The sequence below is a fragment of the Ruegeria sp. YKSF070 genome, from assembly GCF_059612725.1.
Map to the genome: position 1 here is coordinate 54616 of NZ_JBXWRD010000007.1, position 17910 is coordinate 72525.

The 17910-nt window shown below is 64.3% G+C and carries 20 protein-coding genes; 11 read left to right on the forward strand and 9 right to left on the reverse strand.

Going from position 1 to position 17910, the window contains the following annotated elements:
• The first annotated feature begins 15 nt into the window (after window positions 1–15).
• The 10 genes from AC2FL1_RS05555 (at window position 16) to AC2FL1_RS05600 (ending at window position 9216) form a co-directional block, all read left to right on the forward strand.
• Window positions 16–546, forward strand: a complete 531-nt coding sequence (locus AC2FL1_RS05555; RefSeq protein WP_496876242.1) for a DUF3305 domain-containing protein — start codon at window positions 16–18, stop codon at window positions 544–546.
• Window positions 543–1172, forward strand: a complete 630-nt coding sequence (locus tag AC2FL1_RS05560) for a DUF3306 domain-containing protein (protein WP_496876243.1) — start codon at window positions 543–545, stop codon at window positions 1170–1172. Before AC2FL1_RS05555 ends, AC2FL1_RS05560 begins: the two co-directional genes overlap by 4 nt.
• A gap of 3 nt (window positions 1173–1175) precedes the next feature.
• Window positions 1176–1787, forward strand: coding sequence for a TorD/DmsD family molecular chaperone (locus tag AC2FL1_RS05565; protein WP_496876244.1), 612 nt, complete (start codon window positions 1176–1178; stop codon window positions 1785–1787).
• 64 nt (window positions 1788–1851) lie between these two features.
• Window positions 1852–2043, forward strand: coding sequence for a twin-arginine translocation signal domain-containing protein (locus tag AC2FL1_RS05570; protein ID WP_496823971.1), 192 nt, complete (start codon window positions 1852–1854; stop codon window positions 2041–2043).
• A 106-nt stretch (window positions 2044–2149) separates the two neighbouring features.
• A complete protein-coding gene (locus tag AC2FL1_RS05575) occupies window positions 2150–5044 on the forward strand; it encodes a formate dehydrogenase subunit alpha (RefSeq protein ID WP_496876245.1) in 2895 nt (964 codons plus the stop codon).
• A 12-nt stretch (window positions 5045–5056) separates the two neighbouring features.
• The gene (fdh3B, locus tag AC2FL1_RS05580) at window positions 5057–5650 is read left to right on the forward strand and encodes a formate dehydrogenase FDH3 subunit beta (protein WP_011047528.1); all 594 of its coding nucleotides are present in this window, start codon (window positions 5057–5059) and stop codon (window positions 5648–5650) included.
• Between the two features lie 124 nt (window positions 5651–5774).
• Window positions 5775–6956 carry a formate dehydrogenase subunit gamma gene (locus AC2FL1_RS05585; protein ID WP_496876246.1) on the forward strand — a complete coding sequence of 394 codons (1182 nt, stop codon included), beginning with the start codon at window positions 5775–5777 and terminating at the stop codon, window positions 6954–6956.
• Complete coding sequence (locus AC2FL1_RS05590; RefSeq protein WP_496876247.1) at window positions 6956–8221, forward strand: c-type cytochrome; 1266 nt, start codon at window positions 6956–6958, stop codon at window positions 8219–8221. The genes AC2FL1_RS05585 and AC2FL1_RS05590 overlap by 1 nt, the downstream gene beginning before the upstream one ends.
• The gene (locus AC2FL1_RS05595; RefSeq protein ID WP_496876248.1) at window positions 8218–8343 is read left to right on the forward strand and encodes a hypothetical protein; all 126 of its coding nucleotides are present in this window, start codon (window positions 8218–8220) and stop codon (window positions 8341–8343) included. The genes AC2FL1_RS05590 and AC2FL1_RS05595 overlap by 4 nt, the downstream gene beginning before the upstream one ends.
• On the forward strand, window positions 8344–9216 hold the full coding sequence (locus tag AC2FL1_RS05600; RefSeq protein ID WP_496876249.1) for a substrate-binding domain-containing protein: 873 nt from the start codon (window positions 8344–8346) through the stop codon (window positions 9214–9216).
• A gap of 91 nt (window positions 9217–9307) precedes the next feature.
• Here AC2FL1_RS05600 and AC2FL1_RS05605 read toward each other — a convergent pair whose 3' ends face one another.
• The 7 genes from AC2FL1_RS05605 to AC2FL1_RS05635 all read right to left on the reverse strand — a co-directional run bounded on the left by AC2FL1_RS05605 (window position 9308) and on the right by AC2FL1_RS05635 (window position 15580).
• On the reverse strand, window positions 9308–10123 hold the full coding sequence (locus tag AC2FL1_RS05605) for an ABC transporter substrate-binding protein (RefSeq protein WP_496876250.1): 816 nt from the start codon (window positions 10121–10123) through the stop codon (window positions 9308–9310).
• 19 nt (window positions 10124–10142) lie between these two features.
• Window positions 10143–10877 carry an ATP-binding cassette domain-containing protein gene (locus AC2FL1_RS05610; RefSeq protein WP_496876251.1) on the reverse strand — a complete coding sequence of 245 codons (735 nt, stop codon included), beginning with the start codon at window positions 10875–10877 and terminating at the stop codon, window positions 10143–10145.
• A complete protein-coding gene (locus AC2FL1_RS05615) occupies window positions 10870–11583 on the reverse strand; it encodes an ABC transporter permease (RefSeq protein WP_496823986.1) in 714 nt (237 codons plus the stop codon). The genes AC2FL1_RS05610 and AC2FL1_RS05615 overlap by 8 nt, the downstream gene beginning before the upstream one ends.
• A gap of 168 nt (window positions 11584–11751) precedes the next feature.
• A complete protein-coding gene (locus AC2FL1_RS05620) occupies window positions 11752–12738 on the reverse strand; it encodes an ABC transporter substrate-binding protein (RefSeq protein ID WP_496823988.1) in 987 nt (328 codons plus the stop codon).
• Between the two features lie 72 nt (window positions 12739–12810).
• Window positions 12811–13656: an ABC transporter permease gene (locus AC2FL1_RS05625; RefSeq protein WP_496823990.1), complete on the reverse strand. Its 846-nt coding sequence runs from the start codon at window positions 13654–13656 to the stop codon at window positions 12811–12813.
• 94 nt (window positions 13657–13750) lie between these two features.
• The gene (locus AC2FL1_RS05630; protein WP_496823992.1) at window positions 13751–14665 is read right to left on the reverse strand and encodes an ABC transporter permease; all 915 of its coding nucleotides are present in this window, start codon (window positions 14663–14665) and stop codon (window positions 13751–13753) included.
• 111 nt (window positions 14666–14776) lie between these two features.
• Window positions 14777–15580, reverse strand: coding sequence for an ABC transporter ATP-binding protein (locus AC2FL1_RS05635; protein ID WP_496876252.1), 804 nt, complete (start codon window positions 15578–15580; stop codon window positions 14777–14779).
• A gap of 32 nt (window positions 15581–15612) precedes the next feature.
• Between AC2FL1_RS05635 and AC2FL1_RS05640 the strand changes: the two genes are divergently transcribed.
• On the forward strand, window positions 15613–16026 hold the full coding sequence (locus AC2FL1_RS05640) for a cupin domain-containing protein (RefSeq protein ID WP_496876253.1): 414 nt from the start codon (window positions 15613–15615) through the stop codon (window positions 16024–16026).
• A gap of 5 nt (window positions 16027–16031) precedes the next feature.
• On the opposite strand, the gene hydA is transcribed toward AC2FL1_RS05640, so the two are convergent.
• Both hydA and AC2FL1_RS05650 read right to left on the reverse strand, forming a co-directional pair.
• Entirely contained in the window at window positions 16032–17486 is a 1455-nt protein-coding gene (gene hydA, locus AC2FL1_RS05645) for a dihydropyrimidinase (protein WP_496876254.1), read from the reverse strand.
• A 24-nt stretch (window positions 17487–17510) separates the two neighbouring features.
• Entirely contained in the window at window positions 17511–17807 is a 297-nt protein-coding gene (locus AC2FL1_RS05650) for a hypothetical protein (RefSeq protein WP_496823996.1), read from the reverse strand.
• Window positions 17808–17910 lie beyond the last annotated feature (103 nt).

The window sequence follows — 17910 nt, forward strand, 5'->3', positions numbered from 1 at the left end:
AGAGTTCACATTGAGATGCCGCTGGGTGTTGTCGTCCGCAAAACACCGGGGGTGACCCGCTGGGCCCGGTGGTCGTGGCGGGCGGTTGCGGTGCTACCGGGCGCGGGGCCCGCCGACTGGGCCGAACTCAGGCGCGAGGGCGAGGCGGTCGAATATCACGCCGCCACTCTGCCCCTGACCCTCTGGGCCGCCGATGCCGAGGCTTACAGGATCAATCTGTCCGATGGTGTGCCCTCGATTTACCTGGTCCTGCGCGAAACTGACCAGGACGACCACCCGCTCGAGGCGGTGCTGGTTACCGCCTCGCCCTACGAGGGGCAGGATTATGCCGATACGGCGGACGATATCGTGGAAAAGATCCCGATGACGCCGGGCTTGGTAGCCTGGGTGCGCGATTTCACCTTGCAGCACCACCATGCCGAACCTTTCGTCAAACGGCGGCGCGACCGCAAGCGGGTCGACCTGGTCGAGGATGGTCGCGGCGACGCGCGTATTCGACAACAGGGTGATGTCTATCGCGCGCCCAGGCGGAAGGCGGTGCAATGAGCGCAAGAGGCGATTTCTGGAGCCGCCGGCGCGCCGGTGTCGCGGCCGAGGAACGGGCCGAGGCGGCCGCGCTCGAGCTGCGCGCCCGGGCCGAAACACAGGCCGAGCTGGAGCAGCAGGACGATGCCGAGATCCTGGCGCGTCTGGACCTGCCCGATCCCGACCTGCTGCAACCGGGCGATGATGTCAGCCGCTTCATGAGCGAGCTGGTGCCCGACCGTCTGCGCCGCCGGGCGCTGCGCCGTCTATGGCGGCTGAACCCTGTGCTGGCCAATGTGGACGGGCTGGTGGATTACGGCGAGGATTTCACCGATGCGACGCGGGTGATCGAAGGGTTGCAGACCACCTATCAGGTGGGCCGGGGCATGCTGCGCCATGTCGAGGCGCTGGCTGCACAGGCCGAGGCCGAGGCCGCGACAGATGACAAATCAGATACTTCAGACTTGCCCGCAGACGAACCGCTGGCAATGGCTGCAACCGAGGCTGCACCCGCAGCCGAGGCGGGCAACGAGGCGGTCCCCTTGCGGGACCCCGAGGCGCCCGCGCCCCCTGCCCCGGTCATTGACGATGCCGACGACACCGCCCCACCCGCGCCCCGGCGCATGCGCTTCACCTTTGAAGGATAGGGAATGACCCGGACCGAGACAGCCCCAGCAGCGATCAGCGACGAGGACCGCCTGCGCGCGGATTTCTACAACTTCCTCGGCCTGCTTTTGTCGGCCCCGCCCGACCAGCTGCTGCTCGATCAGATCGCGGGCCTCTCGGGGGACGAGACCGATCTGGGCCAGGCCATCGGCGCGCTGGCCCGGGTGGCGCGCGTGACCAAACCCGCCGCCGCCGAACGCGAGTTCAACGCGCTGTTCATCGGGCTGGGACGGGGTGAGCTATTGCCCTATGCCAGCTATTACCTGACCGGCTTCCTGAACGAAAAGCCGCTGGCCCAGCTGCGCCAGGACATGGCCGCCCGCGCCATCACCCGCGCCCCCAACGTGTTCGAACCCGAGGACAATATCGCCTCGTTGATGGAGATGATGGCGGGCATGATCGTGGGCCGGTTCTCGGCCCCCGCCCCGCTGGCCGATCAGCGCCTGTTCTGGTCGCGCCATATCGGCCCCTGGGCGGGGCATTTCTATTCGGATTTGGAAGGCGCCGAAGCGTCGGTCCTCTATGCCTCGGTCGGCTCCGCCGGCCGGGTGTTCATGGAGATCGAGCGCGAAGCCTTCCGGATGTCGGCGGCCTGAGCCGCCTTTCGCCGGCATCCCCCGCCGGGGGGTGCCAGACCCGCAAATGGAACAGGAGGTTTCCATGAGCAAGAAGACCAGAGAAGACGGCGCCAGCCGCCGGGACTTCCTGAAACTGGCCGGTACGGCGGCCCCTGCGGCGGTGGCCGCGGCGGCCCTGGGGGGCGAGGCCGAGGCGGCCGCGCTGCCCACCGACGAGACCCGCCTTCAAGACACCGCGCATACCCGCGCCTATCTGGACAGCGCCCGTTTCTGACGAATGGACGCCGTCATCCCCCGGCAGACGGTTGCGTGAGGCCCTGACGCCGGTTCCAACAGGTACCAAGCCAGCCACAACCAGTGGCCAGCACGGGAGGTAGAAGATGCTAAGGAAAAAGACCAACGGGGTTGCGCGACGCCCCCAGCGGAACTCGATCCTGTCCCAGGTCGGCGACAGCCATGTCGACCGCCGCGCGTTCCTGCGCGGTTCGGGTCTGGCGATCGGCGGCCTTGCCGCGATCAGCGCCACGGGCGGAACCGTGACGCAGGCCAGCGCCCAGACAGCCGCCGGATCGGCGGTTGAGACCGTGAAATCCGTCTGCACCCATTGTTCGGTGGGCTGCACCGTCGTGGCCGAAGTCAAGAACGGCGTCTGGATCGGGCAAGAGCCCGGCTGGGACAGCCCGTTCAACCTGGGCGCCCATTGCGCCAAGGGGGCCTCGGTCCGCGAGCACGCCCATGGCGAACGCCGCCTGAAGTACCCGATGAAGAAAGAGGGTGGCGAGTGGAAGCAGATCAGCTGGGAACAGGCCATCGACGAGATCGGCGACGGCATGATGAAGATCCGCGCCGAAAGCGGCCCGGACAGCGTCTATTGGCTGGGTTCGGCCAAGCACAATAACGAACAGGCCTATCTGTTCCGCAAGTTCGCCGCCTATTGGGGCACGAACAACGTGGATCACCAGGCCCGTATCTGTCACTCGACGACCGTTGCAGGTGTTGCCAACACCTGGGGCTATGGCGCGATGACGAACAGCTATAACGACATCCACAATTCCAAGGCCATCTTCATCATCGGCGGCAACCCTGCCGAGGCGCATCCCGTTTCGCTGCTGCATGTGCTGAAGGCCAAGGAACAGAACAACGCGCCGCTCATCGTCTGCGACCCGCGCTTTACCCGCACGGCGGCCCATGCCGATGAATATGTCCGCTTCCGGCCCGGCACGGACGTGGCCCTGGTCTGGGGCATCCTGTGGCACATCTTCGAGAACGGCTGGGAGGACAAGGAGTTCATCCGCACCCGTGTCTGGGGCATGGACCAGATCAAGGCCGAGGTGGCCAACTGGACACCCGAAGAGACCGAGCGCGTGACCGGCGTGCCCGGCAGCCAGCTGAAACGTGTGGCCCGTACCATGGCCAACAACCGTCCCGGCACCGTGATCTGGTGCATGGGCGGCACCCAGCACACCAATGGCAACAACAACACCCGCGCCTATTGCGTGCTCCAGCTGGCGCTGGGCAACATGGGCACCTCGGGCGGCGGTACCAATATCTTCCGTGGCCATGACAACGTGCAGGGCGCAACCGATCTGGGCGTGCTCAGCCACACCCTGCCCGGCTATTACGGCCTGACCGCAGGCGCCTGGGCCCATTGGGCGCGTGTCTGGGGCGAGGATCTGGACTGGCTCAAGGGACAGTTCGCCGCGATCAAGGACAAGGATGGCAAGGACAAGCCGCTGATGAACGAAAGCGGCATCCCGGTCAGCCGCTGGATCGACGGCGTGCTGGAAGATCCCGCCAACATGGATCAGGACAACAATGTCCGTGCCATGGTGCTGTGGGGCCACGCGCCCAACAGCCAGACGCGCGGGCCGGAAATGAAGACGGCAATGGAAAAGCTCGACATGCTTGTCGTGATCGACCCCTATCCCACCGTCTCGGCCGTGATGCATGACCGCACCGACGGGGTCTATCTGCTGCCCGCGTGCACGCAGTTCGAAACCCGTGGTTCGGTCACCGCGTCCAACCGCTCGCTGCAATGGCGCGACAAGGTGGTCGATCCGCTGTTCGAAAGCCTGCCGGACGAGGTCATCATGGCCAAGTTCGCCAACAAGTTCGGCTGGGCCGACCGGCTGTTCCGCAATATCGAGATGGACGACCCGGAAACGCCCAATGTCGAGAGCATCACCCGCGAGTTCAATGCGGGCCTCTGGACGATCGGCTATACCGGCCAGTCGCCCGAGCGGATCAAGAGCCACATGGCCAATCAGCACACCTTCGACCGCACGACATTGCAGGCGGTGGGCGGTCCCAACGATGGCGAATACTATGGTCTGCCATGGCCCTGCTGGGGCACGGCGGAGATGGGCCATCCCGGCACGCCAAACCTCTATGACATGTCCAAACCGGTGGCCGAGGGCGGGCTGTGCTTCCGCGCCCGGTTCGGGGTGGAGCGTGACGGCGACAACCTGCTGGCCGAGGGCGTGTCGAACCCGGGCGCCGAAATTCAGGACGGATACCCTGAATTCACCATGCAGATGCTGATGGATCTGGGATGGGACGGCGATCTGACCGCCGAGGAACGCGCCGCCATCGACGCGGTGGCCGGACCCAAGACCAACTGGAAGACCGACCTTTCGGGCGGTATCCAGCGGGTGGCGATCAAGCATGGCTGCGCGCCCTTCGGCAATGCCAAGGCCCGTGCCGTGGTCTGGACCTTCCCCGACCCGATCCCGCTGCATCGCGAGCCGCTCTATACCAACCGGCGCGACCTGGTGGCCGATTATCCCACCTATGAGGACCGGCATGCCTATCGCCTGCCTACCCTCTATGCCTCGATCCAGAAGAACGACTTTTCAAAGGATTATCCGATAATCCTGACGTCGGGCCGTCTGGTCGAATACGAGGGTGGCGGTGATGAGACCCGGTCGAACCCCTGGCTGGCCGAATTGCAGCAGGACATGTTCGTCGAGATCAACCCGCGCGATGCCAACAATCTGGGCATTCGCGACGGGCAACAGGTCTGGGTTGAGGGCCCCGAGGGCGGCAAGGTCAAGGTAATGGCGATGCTGACCGAACGGGTCGGCGCCGGCGTGGCCTTTATGCCGTTCCATTTCGGCGGCCACTTCCAGGGTGCCGATCTGCGCGAGAAATACCCCAAGGGCGCCGATCCCTTTGTGTTGGGCGAGGCCTCGAACACCGCGCAGACCTATGGCTATGACTCGGTGACCCAGATGCAGGAGACCAAGGCCACTCTCTGCAAGATCTCGGCAGCGTAAGGAGGACTGAAAATGGCAAGAGCAAAGTTTCTCTGTGACGCCGAGCGCTGCATCGAGTGCAACGCCTGCGTGACCGCCTGCAAGAACGAGCACGAAGTGCCCTGGGGCATCAACCGCCGCAGGGTGGTGACGATCAATGACGGCAAACCGGGCGAACGCTCGATCTCGGTGGCCTGCATGCATTGCTCGGACGCGCCCTGTATGGCGGTCTGCCCGGTGGACTGTTTCTATCAGACCGAAGACGGTGTGGTGCTGCATTCCAAGGATCTGTGCATCGGCTGCGGCTATTGCTTCTACGCGTGCCCGTTTGGCGCGCCGCAATATCCGCAGGCGGGCAATTTCGGATCGCGTGGCAAGATGGACAAGTGCACTTTCTGCGCCGGTGGCCCGGAAGAGACCCATTCGACGGCCGAATTCGCCAAATACGGGCGCAACCGGATCGCCGAGGGCAAGCTGCCTATCTGCGCCGAGATGTGTTCCACCAAGGCACTGCTGGCCGGTGACGGCGACGTGGTTTCGGCCATCTACCGCGAACGCGTTGTGGCGCGCGGTTTCGGCACCGGCGCCTGGGGCTGGGGCACCGCCTATGACCAGAAGGGCGGCTGAGGTTGCCTGATCCCCTGCGGCGCATCGACTTTGCGCCGCAGGACCAAGAATTTTCTGCGAAAATTCTCGCGCCGCCGCGCTGTTTCGCGGTTTTCCGGCGGTGCGGATTGCACATGAGGTTCCGATGCCGGTTCTGCGACTTCTGATCTGTCTGCTCTGTCTGGCCCTGCCCGCAGTGGCGCAAGAGGGGGCACCGGACCGCTCCGCCACCGGCGGCGCCACCACGCTCGAGGACATTCTGGCCCGGCAACGTGGCGAGGTGGTTGACGACGCCTATCGCTCCACCGATACCGGCAGCCAGACAGCACCGCTCGAGGCACAGTTGGGGGTGCGCGGCGGCGCCTCGGACAGCGAGATTTTCCGCGCCCTGCGCTATGGCGCGGCCGATGTCACCGTCTCGGCGCGCGGCCCCGCCGCCGATGTGATCATCCAGGACGATGGCATGTGGTGGCTGAGCCTGCGCGAGGGCTCGCTGCGCGATTATGGCACCTATGCGCTGGGGGGCATGGTCGTCGTGCTGGCGCTGTTCTATCTGCTGCGCGGCCGCATCCGCATCGACGGCGTAAAGACCGGTCGCAGCGTGACCCGCTTTGCCGCATTCGAGAGGTTCGGGCACTGGCTGTTTGCCGGGTCGTTCCTGGTGCTGGCCGTTTCGGGCCTGATCACGCTATATGGCCGCGACTTCCTTATCCCGCTGTTGGGCAAGGAGGCCTTTGCCACCCTCGCGCTGGCCTGCAAATGGGTGCATAACAACATCGCTTGGGCCTTTATGCTGGGCCTGGCCATCGTGACGGTGAACTGGATCGCCCATAACATTCCCAACCGGCATGATTTGAAATGGCTGGCCGTGGGCGGTGGCCTCTTCAGCAAGGGCATGCATCCGCCCGCGAAGAAATTCAACGCCGGGCAAAAGATCATATTCTGGCTGTGTATCCTGCTTGGCCTGTCGATTTCTCTCTCGGGCCTGTCGCTGCTGTTTCCCTTTGAAATGCCGATGTTTGCCAAGACCTTTGCGCTGGCCAATGCCACCGGCCTGCCGCAGGCCATGGGACTGTCCCTGCCCGAGGTGATGACCCCGCATCAGGAAATGCAGTACGCCCAGCTCTGGCACCTGATCGTGGCCTTTGCGTTCATCACCATCATCATCGCCCATATCTATCTGGGTTCGCTGGGGATGGAGGGCGCGTTCGATGCCATGGGCTCGGGCGAGGTCGAGGAGCAATGGGCCCGCGAACATCATTCGCTGTGGCTGGACGAGGTGAAATCGGCCGAGGCCAGCAAGGCCAGGCCCAGCCCGGCGGAATAATGCGGGCGCTGGCGCTGGCGCTGCTGCTCTGGCCCGCCTGCGCGGCGGCAGAGTTCTTTACCCTCAAGGGTCATGGCGGGCCGGTCATGGGCATTGCCGTTGGCCCAGAGGGGCAGATCGCCACCGCCAGTTTCGACAATTCCGTGGGTCTCTGGGCCGGGCGGACGCCGCACTGGTTCGAAGGACACGAGGCCGCCGTCAACACGGTAGCGTTTCAGCGCGGCACGCTCTACTCGGCAGGCGACGATTTCACCCTGCGCCGCTGGCCCGAGGGCACCATCCTTGGTCGCCACATGGGCAAGATCACCGGTCTTGCCCTGTCGGACACCCTCGCCGCCACCGCCAGCTGGGACGGTACCATCGGCCTCTGGCCGCTGGACGGCTCGGCGCCGCGCAGCCTTGATGCCGGCAGCGGCGTGAATGCGGTCGCCTTCTCTTCCGATGGGGCTCAGCTATATTCCGCTGGCATGGATGGCGTGCTGCGGCTTTGGGATGTTGCGAGCGGCAGCGAACGGCGCCAGATCACCCGGCACGGGTTCGGCATCAACGAGATCGCTCTGAATGCGCCTGACGGCTGGTTGGCCTATGGCGCGGTCGACGGGGTGACACGGGTGATTGACCTTGCCACCGGGGCCGAGCGCGACTTTACCCTCGACCGCCGCCCGGTTCTGGCATTGGCACTCAGCCCCGACCGCAGCCAGCTCGCGGTGGGTGATGGCGAAGGCTATATCATGGTGATCGACACAGACAGCTGGCGCATCGCCCGCGACTTCCGCGCCACCCTGCGCGGCCCGGTCTGGGCATTGGCCTTTTCGCCGGATGGTGAGAATATCCACGCCGGTGGGATTGACGATACGATGTACAGTTGGCCGGTGGCCTCGCTTTCGGAACATGGCAAGATGGCGGGGGGCGAGCGCAGCTTTCTGAAATCCCCCCAGGAAATGGACAATGGCGAGCGGCAATTCGCACGCAAATGCTCCATCTGCCACACGCTGACCGCTGATGGCGGACGTCGGGCCGGTCCCACGCTGTACCAGATATTCGGTCGGCGCGCCGGAACACTGCCGGGCTATCTCTATTCCGACGCGCTGGCCGGTTCGGATATCGTCTGGACCGAGGACAGCATCAATTCGCTTTTCGATCTGGGCCCGGACCATTACATTCCGGGTTCTAAGATGCCCATGCAACGGATCACCGGCGCCCAGGACCGCGCCGACCTGATCGCCTATCTGCGCCGGGCCACCCTGGCAAAGGAGCAGCCATGAAAGCCTTTCTCAGCGCCGTTGTCCTGATGGCCATCATCACCGTCGCCGCGCCGCAGATACTGAGCCGTGCGGGCTTTTCCGCCGCTGAACGCGGCACCGGCACGGATGTGCGTCTCGACTGAATGGCCGAGTTCCTGACCACCCGCGAGCTGGCCGACATGCTCAGGATCGGTGAGCGCAAGGCCTATGACCTCGCGGCCTCGGGCGAGGTGCCGCATGTGCGTGCCATGGGCAAGCTGCTGTTTCCCCGCGCCGAAGTGCTGGCCTGGCTCAACGCCTCGCGCGCGGGGCCGCGCGTGGCCGAGCCGCCGCTGCCCCCGATCCTGGCTGGCAGCCACGACCCTCTGCTCGACTGGGCGCTGAGAGAGAGCGGCGCCGGGCTGGCCACCTATTACGACGGCTCCTTTGACGGCCTGGTCCGGCTAAAGGCGCGCAGCGCCCAGGCCGCGGCGCTGCATATCCGCGAGGCAGACGGATTCAACACCACGTCCCTGAGGGACGCGGTCGGAGAGGCGCCGGTAGTGCTGATCGAAATCGCGCGGCGCCAGCGCGGTTTGCTGCTGGCACCCGGGATCATTGGCATCGGAGGGATCGCCGATCTGCGCGGGCGCAGGGTTGCAATGCGCCAATCCAGTGCCGCCAGCCAGCACCTGTTCCTTGCCGAACTGGAGAAACTGGGCCTCTCCCCCGCCGATCTCGCCCCAGACCCCACCTGCGCCCGCACCGAAGAGGACCTCGCCCAGCTTCTGCAATCGGGCAAGGCCGAGGCGGGCTTTGGCCTGGGCGCCCTTGCGTCGCCCTACGGGCTTGGCTTCATCCCCACCCATGAGGAGCGGTTCGACCTGGCTATCTGGCGCCGTGCCGTATTCGATCCACCGATCACCCGGCTGATGGCCTTCCTGCGAAGCCCCGCCTTTGCTGCCCGCGCCGCCGAGATGGGGGGGTACGACATCAGCAACCTCGGCACCGTCCATCACAATGGCGCCAGCGGTTGACCGCATCTTTCCTTTTCATTTCGCCGCAAATACTCCCGCCGGAGGCGAGATTTTTCGACGAAAAATCTCTCCCTGCCGCACCCGTGCCAGACTATTTCGCGTTCGGGAAAAACAGCTGCTGGCCGTCCAGCGTGTAGCCCGCAATCGCCGCCTGCCCGTCCGCACCGGTCAGCCAGTCAATGAACCGCTGCCCCGCTTCGGCCTTGACACCGGGATGCTTGTCCGGGTTGACCAGGATCACGCCATACTGGTTGAACAGCCGTGCATCGCCCTCCACCGCCACAACAAGGTCACCCTTGTTGGCAAAGGCGATCCAGGTGGCGCGATCGGTCAGCGCATAGGCGCCCATGCCAGCGGCCAGGTTCAGCGTCGCCCCCATGCCAGAGCCGGTCTCGCGATACCATCCGCCCGAGGCGGCAGTCACGTCGATACCTGCACTCTGCCAGTGGCGCAGTTCCGCCTTGTGGGTGCCGCTGTCATCCCCGCGCGAGGCAAAGGGCGCCCCCACCTCCGCAATCGCACTCAGCGCCGCCACGATATCACTGCCACCGCGCACGCCTGCCGGATCCGAGGCCGGGCCGACCAGCACGAAATCATTGTACATCACATCAAGACGTTCGACACCCCAGCCCTCGGCCACGAATTTCTCCTCGGCCGCCTTTGCATGCACCAGCAGCACATCGCCATCACCATTGGCGGCGTTCTTGATCGCCTGACCGGTCCCTACCGCGACCACCCGCACCTCGATTCCGCTCTCGGCCTCGAAGGCAGGCAGGATATGGTCCAACAGTCCCGAATTCTGGGTGGAGGTGGTGGATTGCACCACGATGAATTCTCCCGCCTGCGCCAATGTGCCCGCCATCAGGCCAAGCGCAAGAGCGCCCGCGCGGAAAACGGTTCCGATCATGTCTAGTCTCCATCAATGTTCAGAAAATCAACTCTCCGGCCAGGAAACGGCGCACCGCACCATTGGCCGGGTCATCCAGCACCTGAGCGGCAGGTCCATGTTCCACCACCTGCCCGCCCATCATCACCACCACATCCGCCGCCAGCCGCCGGGCCTGACCGATATCATGGGTCACCATCACGATCCGCACCCCACGGGCGCTGGCGCGCAGCACCAGCGATTCGACCGCCTGGGTCGCGCCCGGATCCAGCGCACTGGTGGGTTCGTCGAGGAACAGCACCTCGGGTTCGGTGGCCAGCGCACGCAGGATAGCCAACCGCTGCGCCTCGCCCACAGACAGCGAACGGGCACCTTGACGCGCGCGCGACAGCAATCCGCCCTCGGCAAGCAGCGCCGCGATCCGGGCCTGCCGCTGCGCCCGGTTCAGCCCCCGGCGGCGCAGGACGAAATCGAGATTGCCCGCTACCGATCGGCGCAGCATCACAGGCCGCTGGAACACCATGGCCTGACTTGCCCGCTCCTGGGCGTCAAGCGCGCGCCCATTCTGCCGCACTGCCCCGGCATCGGCCTGGATCAACCCATGCAGGCAGCGCAGCAGCAGGCTCTTGCCCGCCCCGTTCGGCCCTAGGATCACCGTTGGCCCCGGCCCGCCCAGCCTCAGATACGGAACATCCAGCAGGCTCTGGCCACGACGCGCGATGCGCAGGCCCTGCGTCTCGATCACCAGCCCGCTTTCCTCGACCAGATCACGCATGGGCCAGCGCCTCGGCCCGGCTGCGCGCGCCCAGCAGGCTGACCAGCGCATTGACCGCGACAGCAATCCCGATCAGGACCGCCCCAAGCGCCAACGCCAGAGCCAGATTGCCCTTGGAGGTCTCAAGCGCGATAGCGGTGGTCATCACACGGGTCACGTGGTTGATATTGCCGCCAACGATGATCACCGCGCCCACCTCGGCAATGGCACGGCCAAAACCAGCCAGCAGCGCGGTCAGCAACGCCACCCGCCCGTCCCACAAAAGCACCGGCACCGTGGACAGCCGCGAAAGGCCCAGGCTGCGCATCTGTTCGGAATATTCGGCATCCAGCATCTCGACCACCTGACGGGTCAGGGCGGCAATGATCGGGGTAACCAGAACCACCTGCGCGATGATCATGGCGGTTGGCGTATAGAGCAGTTGCAGCACGCCAAGCGGACCCGAGCGTGACAGCATCAGATAGACAATCAGCCCGACCACCACTGGCGGCAGACCCATCAGCGCATTGACCAGCACCACCATCGCGCGCCGGCCGGGAAACCGCCCGACAGCCAGCGCCGCCCCCAGCGGCATCCCGATCAGGGCCGCGCAGAGGACCGCAAACAGCGACACGCGCAGCGACAGGCCCACGATCCCCAGCAATTCGGAATCACCAGCCAAGATCATGGCAAATGCCACCTGCATTTCTTGCGCAAAATTTTGCATTTTATTCTGACTTTGGTGTATCTGAGATCATAAGCACGCATTTTGCAAATCTATGCATATCACGCCCTCGTATCCCATCCCAACCAAAACCGACACCCGCGCACGAAAAAGCGCGGCCCCAGACGGGACCGCGCTGGCCGAGGTTGCCCCGGCGTAGCTTTCCAGACGTTACTTCAGTGCCGCGTCGGTAATCTCATGCGTCCAGGCACCCTCGGGCGTCTTGGTGATCACAGGGTCCGAGCCGCCTGCCAGCAGCGTGGCAACCGTGCGGTCGAAATCAGCCGGATCCAGCGCGCCGTTCGACCCGGCGGTCAGCTTGGCAATCTCACCCATCATGCGGACCTGATGCGCCTCGGTCTGGGCACCGGTGGCGTCATTGTCCAGAACGATGCCGGCGGCCTCGTCCGGGTTGGCCTCGGCATATTTCCAGCCCTTCATCGAGGCCCGCACAAAGCGGGTCATCTTGTCCTTGAAGGCCTCGTCCTTGAGGTTGTCCTCAAGCACATAGATACCGTCCTCCAACGTGGCGACGCCCATGTCCTCGTATTTGAAGGTCACCAGCTCGTCCTCGCTGACACCGGCATCCAGAACCTGACCATATTCGTTATAGGTCATGGTCGAGATGCAATCGGCCTGGCGCTGGAGCAGCGGATCGACGTTGAAACCCTGTTTCAGCACGGTCACCCCGTCAGCGCCGCCATCAGTGCTAATCCCCTCTTGGCTCATCCAGCTCAGGAACGGGTATTCATTGCCAAAGAACCAGACGCCAATGGTCTTGCCCTTGAAGTCCTGCGGTCCGGTGATGCCGGTATCCTTCCAGCAGGTCAGCATCAGGCCCGAGGATTTGAAGGGCTGCGCGATATTCACCACCGGCAGGCCCTTTTCCCGCGCCGCCAGTGCCGAGGGCATCCAGTTCAGCATCGCATCGGCGCCACCACCGGCCAGCACCTGCGGCGGGGCGATGTCGGGGCCGCCGGGCAGGATGGTGACATCCAGACCCTCTTCGTCGTAATACCCCTTGTCCAGCGCCACGTAATAGCCGGCGAACTGGGCCTGGGTGACCCATTGCAGCTGCAGCTTGACCTCGTCGGCCGCCAGCGCCGGGCCAGCGGCCAGGGCCAGGGCAAGCGCCGCGCCATTCATCAGTTTCTTCATGATTTCACTCCTTGTTGGTTGTTCAATTCTGTGCCCCGGCTCGGTCCAGGATCTTGTCGCATATCTGTCAGCCTAGCGTCTCTGCGAGGGGTGCCAAAAGGTGACATGATGTTCGATCAATGCCACCAACCCATAGAACAGCGTTCCCGCCAACGCCGCCACAACGATTTCGGCCCAGACCATGTCCAGTGCCAGTTGCCCGACGCTGGTCGATATGCGGAACCCCATGCCAAGCGTCGGCGAGCCAAAGAATTCGGCCACGATCGCACCGATGAGAGCCAGCGTCGTCGAGATTTTCAAACCGTTGAAGATGAAGGGCATCGCCGCCGGCAGCCGGAGCTTGAAGAAACTCTGCCAATAGCTGGCCGCATAGGTTTCCATCAGGTCACGCTGCATCGACGTGGTCTCGCGCAAGCCCGCCACGGTGTTGACCAGCATGGGAAAGAACACCATCACCACGACCACGGCGGCCTTCGACTGCCAGTCGAAGCCGAACCACATCACCAGGATCGGTGCAGTGCCAACGATGGGCAGGGCTGCCACGAAATTGCCCACCGGTAGCAGGCCCAGCCGCAGGAACTCGGACCGGTCCACTGCCACCGCCATCAGGACCGCCGCACCGCAGCCGATCAGATAACCGCTCAGCGCCCCCTTGACGAAGGTCTGTACGAAATCCGCCCAGAGGATCGGCAGGCTGCCGGCAAACCGTGCCGCGATCAGCGAGGGCGCGGGCAGGATCACCAAAGGCACTTCAAGACCCCGTACCACCAGTTCCCATACCACCAAGATCGTGGCGCCAAAAATCAGCGGCACCGCCAGCCGCACCGGGCGGGTCTCGGCCTGCGGCCCCTCGGCCAGACGGGTATTCAGCCACCATGCCGCCCCCCAGACGAGCAAGGCCACCAGAACCAGCATCATCCGCGCACCCCCCAATCCTTCTTCTGTTCCCAAATACCTCGGGGGAGTCGCGCCTGCGCGACGGGGGCAGCGCCCCCCTTATGCCATCCCATCCTCATGCCATCCCCATCCGCTTCAGAACCAACCGCTCGATCACCCCCAACAGCCCCACCAGGCAAGCCGCCAGAATCGCCGCCCCGAAAAGGGCCGACCAGATCTGCACGGTCTGACCATAATAGCTACCCGCCAGCAGCCGCGCACCCAGGCCCGAAACCGCTCCGGTCGGCAATTCACCCACGATGGCGCCGACCAGCGAGGCCGCGATCCCGATCTTGAGCGAGGCAAAGAGATAGGGCATCGAGGCCGGCAGGCGCAGTTTCCAAAAGGTCTCGCCCTGCGAGGCGTTGTAGGTTCTCAGCAGGTCAAGCTGCATCGCATCGGGGCTGCGCAGCCCCTTGACCATGCCGACCACGACCGGGAAAAAGCTCAGATAGGCCGAGATCACCGCCTTGGGGATGATCCCCTGAACGCCCACCGAATAGAGCACCACGATGATCATCGGTGCCAGCGCGATGATCGGGATGGTCTGGCTGACAATGGCCCAGGGCATCACCGACATGTCCATGACGCGGGAATGCACGATACCCACCGCCAGCAACACCCCAAGAACCGTGCCGATGCCAAAGCCCAACAGCGTCGCACTCAGCGTTACCCAGCCATGATAGACAAGGCTGCGTTTCGAGGTGATCTTCTTCATCACCGTAGTGTCCCACAGCTCGATCGCCACCTGATGGGGCGCCGGCAGGCGTGGGCGCTCCTGCGCCCAGGTCTCCGGCACGGCAAACCCGTTTTTCAGCGCCAGCGAGACACCGCTCATGCCGCGCCGGGCGGCGCCATCGGACGGCTCCACCACCGCCCCGCCGCGTTCCGCCGTGACCAGCACGCCGTGAATATTCATCGGCACGCAGGCCGCATACCAGAGCCCCACGATCACAGCGAGGACGGTCAGGACCGCAAGCAGAGATTTCATGCTGCCCTCCCTTCCGCGCGCAACACCGATTTCCTGCAAGGAAATCGGGCCGGAATTCGTGCCGAATTCCGGTTCCGCCCGGCCTCGTCGCCGCGCATCCAGAAATCCAGCTCAGTCATCGGCATGTCCCGCCCGCAGACCCTCGCGCACCCGATGCGCGACCTCTATGAACTCCTTGCTGTCTCGGATGTCGAGCGGCCGCTTCTTGGGCAGCGGGCTTTCGATCACGTCGGTGATCCGGCCCGGGCGCGGGCTCATCACCACGATCTTCGTCGACAGATAGACCGCCTCGGGAATCGAATGGGTGACGAACCCGATGGTCTTGCCGGTCCGCGCCCAAAGCGCCAGCAACTGCTCGTTCAGATGGTCGCGCACGATCTCGTCCAGCGCTCCGAACGGTTCGTCCATCAACAGGATATCGGCGTCAAAGGCCAGCGCCCGCGCGATGCTGGCGCGCTGCTGCATTCCGCCCGACAGCTGCCAAGGGAATTTGCCACCAAACCCTGCCAGATCAACGAGTTCCAGGACCTTTCTCACGCGCTCTTCCTGCTCTTGCCGGGAAAACCCCATGATCTCGAGCGGCAGCTTGATATTCTTGGCAATGGTTCGCCACGGGTACAGACCCGCCGCCTGGAACACATAACCATAGGCGCGCTTGCGCCGCGCCTCGTCGGGCGTCATCCCGTTCACCGTCAGGCTGCCGCCCGTCAGTGTCTCCAGCGCCGCGATACAGCGCAGGAACGTCGTCTTGCCGCAGCCTGACGGCCCGATGAAACTGACGAAATCGCCCTTGTTGATTTCCAGGTTCACGTCCTTGAGCGCGTGAACCGGGCCGTCATTGGTCTGAAACGTCAGATCCAGCCCCTTGGCCGAAACCACGCTTGACAACTCCGGCTGCTGCCCCGTCCCATTCATAGTGTCATTATCCTGTTGGAGACCCCCAAGCGATGCCCGATCAGATGCCAGATACCTGCCAAAAACTCCGTCTTGGCGAAACCTATGCCGGCAAGCAGGGGTTCAATTATTTTCAAGGGATCGCGCGCGAGACGACCGGCGCCCGATCCATTTGCATGCACATGCTGCGCATTCCGCCGGGTGGCCGGGCCAAGGCCCATCTTCATGCCGAGCACGAGACCGCGATCTACGTGATCGAGGGGTCGGCGGTCATGTATTGGGGTCCCGCGTTGGAACACAAGATGGAGACCAACGCCGGCGACCTGATCTATATCCCCGCCGGTGTCCCGCACCTGCCGATCAACACCGGCCAGACCGAAGCCGTCGCCATCCTGGCCCGCACCGATCCGCACGAGCAGGAGAGTGTCGTTCTCCTGCCCGAACTGGATGCGCTTGTGCCCGAGTAGCCCCATCAGACCCCCGTAGCCGGAATGCCCGACCGTTCCACCGGGCGCGGCGCAGTCAGCTCCTTCCAGCTGCTGAGCGCCCGGTTCACCGGGGTATTCGCCTCGCGCGCCACGAACTTGCCATGGCCCTCCTGGGTGCGAATTTCGCCGTCATGCACCGCCACCTGTCCGCGCGTCAGGGTAAAGCGCGGCAGGCCCTTGACCTCCTTGCCCTCGAACACGTTATAGTCGATGGCCGATTGCTGGCTGCCCGCGCTGATCGTCTTGGATTTCTCAGGATCCCACACCACCAGATCGGCATCGGCACCCACCAGAACCGCGCCTTTTTTCGGATAGCAATTCAATATCTTGGCGATATTTGTTGATGTAACCGCCACAAACTCGTTCGGCGTCAGGCGACCGGTCGCCACACCATGGGTCCACAGCATCGGCATCCGGTCCTCCAGCCCGCCGGTGCCGTTTGGGATCTTCGAGAAATCGCCCACGCCATAGCGTTTCTGCTCGGTGGTAAAGGCGCAGTGATCGGTCGCCACCACGCTCAGCGAACCCGATTGCAGCCCCGCCCACAGGCTGTCCTGATGCTGCTTGTTGCGGAAGGGCGGAGACATCACGCGCCGCGCCGCATGATCCCAGTCGGGGTGGAAATACTCGCTCTCGTCCAATGTCAGATGCTGGATCAGCGGCTCGCCCCAAACCCGCTTGCCTTGCATGCGCGCGCGCCGGATAGCCTCGTGGGACTCCTCGCACGAGGTATGCACGACATAAAGCGGCACACCCGCCATATCGGCGATCATGATGGCGCGGTTGGTCGCCTCGCCCTCGACCTGGGACGGGCGCGAATAGGCATGTGCTTCGGGCCCGGTGTTGCCCTCGGCCAAGAGGCGCGCGGTCATCTCGGCCACCACGTCACCATTCTCGGCATGGACCATGGCAATCCCGCCCAACTCGGCCAGACGGTTGAACGAGGCGAACAACTCGTCATCGTTCACCATCAGCGCGCCTTTGTAGGCAAGGAAATGCTTGAATGTGTTGATCCCGCGCGACTCGATCACGGTCTTCATGTCGTTGAACACCTGTTCGCCCCACCAGGTCACCGCCATGTGGAAAGAGTAATCGCAATTGGCCCTGGTCGATTTGTTGTCCCAGCGCTTGATCGCGTCCAGCAGGCTCTCACCCTGATTGGGCAGGCAGAAATCCACCACCATCGTGGTGCCGCCCGCCAGCCCGGCGCGGGTTCCGCTCTCGAAATCGTCGCTGGAATAGGTGCCCATGAAGGGCATCTCCAGATGCACATGGGGATCGATGCCGCCGGGCATCACGTAACAGCCGGTGGCGTCCAACTCCTTGTCACCGCTCAGCCCCGGGCCGATTTCGGTGATCACGCCGTTTTCGATCCGCACATCCGCCTTGTAGGTCAGATCGGCGGTTACAACGGTGCCGTTCCTGATGACTGTGCTCATTTGCTTGAACTCCCTGTTTTCTTGTCAGACCGACCCGAAACAGCCGATCGCATTGCCATGCACCCCGATATCCAACGGCCCGAACGGCCCCTCGACACAGAGCGAGAAACATCCCGCCTGCGGCAGGTAGACGACCAGGTAGGGGCCATTCGGCCGCGTGACCGCCCAACCCTGCCCCATCACGCCGCCGCTGAACTGCACTTCCACAACCTCCGGCTCTTGCCGCAAAGCCGCGAAATCGCGCAGCGTGGCCCGACCCACCACATCCAATGGCGCGTTCGAAAGATCGGCCTCGATCGCCGCCCTGACCCGTTTGCGCATTGTTGCCGTGTCCGGCACCATCCCTTGTCCTTCATTTCGCCGAAAATACTCCGGGGGGTTCGGGGGGCAGCGCCCCCCGCTGGTCCGGGGGCATCGCCCCCGG

Excerpts from the sequence above, each read along its gene's own strand:
- AC2FL1_RS05555 (WP_496876242.1), top strand. The coding sequence starts at position 16 with ATGCCGCTGGGTGTTGTCGTCCGCAAAACACCGGGGGTGACCCGCTGG.
- AC2FL1_RS05560 (WP_496876243.1), top strand. The coding sequence starts at position 543 with ATGAGCGCAAGAGGCGATTTCTGGAGCCGCCGGCGCGCCGGTGTCGCG.
- AC2FL1_RS05565 (WP_496876244.1), top strand. The coding sequence starts at position 1,176 with ATGACCCGGACCGAGACAGCCCCAGCAGCGATCAGCGACGAGGACCGC.
- AC2FL1_RS05570 (WP_496823971.1), top strand. The coding sequence starts at position 1,852 with ATGAGCAAGAAGACCAGAGAAGACGGCGCCAGCCGCCGGGACTTCCTG.
- AC2FL1_RS05575 (WP_496876245.1), top strand. The coding sequence starts at position 2,150 with ATGCTAAGGAAAAAGACCAACGGGGTTGCGCGACGCCCCCAGCGGAAC.
- fdh3B (WP_011047528.1), top strand. The coding sequence starts at position 5,057 with ATGGCAAGAGCAAAGTTTCTCTGTGACGCCGAGCGCTGCATCGAGTGC.
- AC2FL1_RS05585 (WP_496876246.1), top strand. The coding sequence starts at position 5,775 with ATGCCGGTTCTGCGACTTCTGATCTGTCTGCTCTGTCTGGCCCTGCCC.
- AC2FL1_RS05590 (WP_496876247.1), top strand. The coding sequence starts at position 6,956 with ATGCGGGCGCTGGCGCTGGCGCTGCTGCTCTGGCCCGCCTGCGCGGCG.
- AC2FL1_RS05595 (WP_496876248.1), top strand. The coding sequence starts at position 8,218 with ATGAAAGCCTTTCTCAGCGCCGTTGTCCTGATGGCCATCATCACCGTC.
- AC2FL1_RS05600 (WP_496876249.1), top strand. The coding sequence starts at position 8,344 with ATGGCCGAGTTCCTGACCACCCGCGAGCTGGCCGACATGCTCAGGATC.
- AC2FL1_RS05605 (WP_496876250.1), bottom strand. The coding sequence starts at position 10,123 with ATGATCGGAACCGTTTTCCGCGCGGGCGCTCTTGCGCTTGGCCTGATG.
- AC2FL1_RS05610 (WP_496876251.1), bottom strand. The coding sequence starts at position 10,877 with ATGCGTGATCTGGTCGAGGAAAGCGGGCTGGTGATCGAGACGCAGGGC.
- AC2FL1_RS05615 (WP_496823986.1), bottom strand. The coding sequence starts at position 11,583 with ATGCAAAATTTTGCGCAAGAAATGCAGGTGGCATTTGCCATGATCTTG.
- AC2FL1_RS05620 (WP_496823988.1), bottom strand. The coding sequence starts at position 12,738 with ATGAAGAAACTGATGAATGGCGCGGCGCTTGCCCTGGCCCTGGCCGCT.
- AC2FL1_RS05625 (WP_496823990.1), bottom strand. The coding sequence starts at position 13,656 with ATGATGCTGGTTCTGGTGGCCTTGCTCGTCTGGGGGGCGGCATGGTGG.
- AC2FL1_RS05630 (WP_496823992.1), bottom strand. The coding sequence starts at position 14,665 with ATGAAATCTCTGCTTGCGGTCCTGACCGTCCTCGCTGTGATCGTGGGG.
- AC2FL1_RS05635 (WP_496876252.1), bottom strand. The coding sequence starts at position 15,580 with ATGAATGGGACGGGGCAGCAGCCGGAGTTGTCAAGCGTGGTTTCGGCC.
- AC2FL1_RS05640 (WP_496876253.1), top strand. The coding sequence starts at position 15,613 with ATGCCCGATCAGATGCCAGATACCTGCCAAAAACTCCGTCTTGGCGAA.
- hydA (WP_496876254.1), bottom strand. The coding sequence starts at position 17,486 with ATGAGCACAGTCATCAGGAACGGCACCGTTGTAACCGCCGATCTGACC.
- AC2FL1_RS05650 (WP_496823996.1), bottom strand. The coding sequence starts at position 17,807 with ATGCGCAAACGGGTCAGGGCGGCGATCGAGGCCGATCTTTCGAACGCG.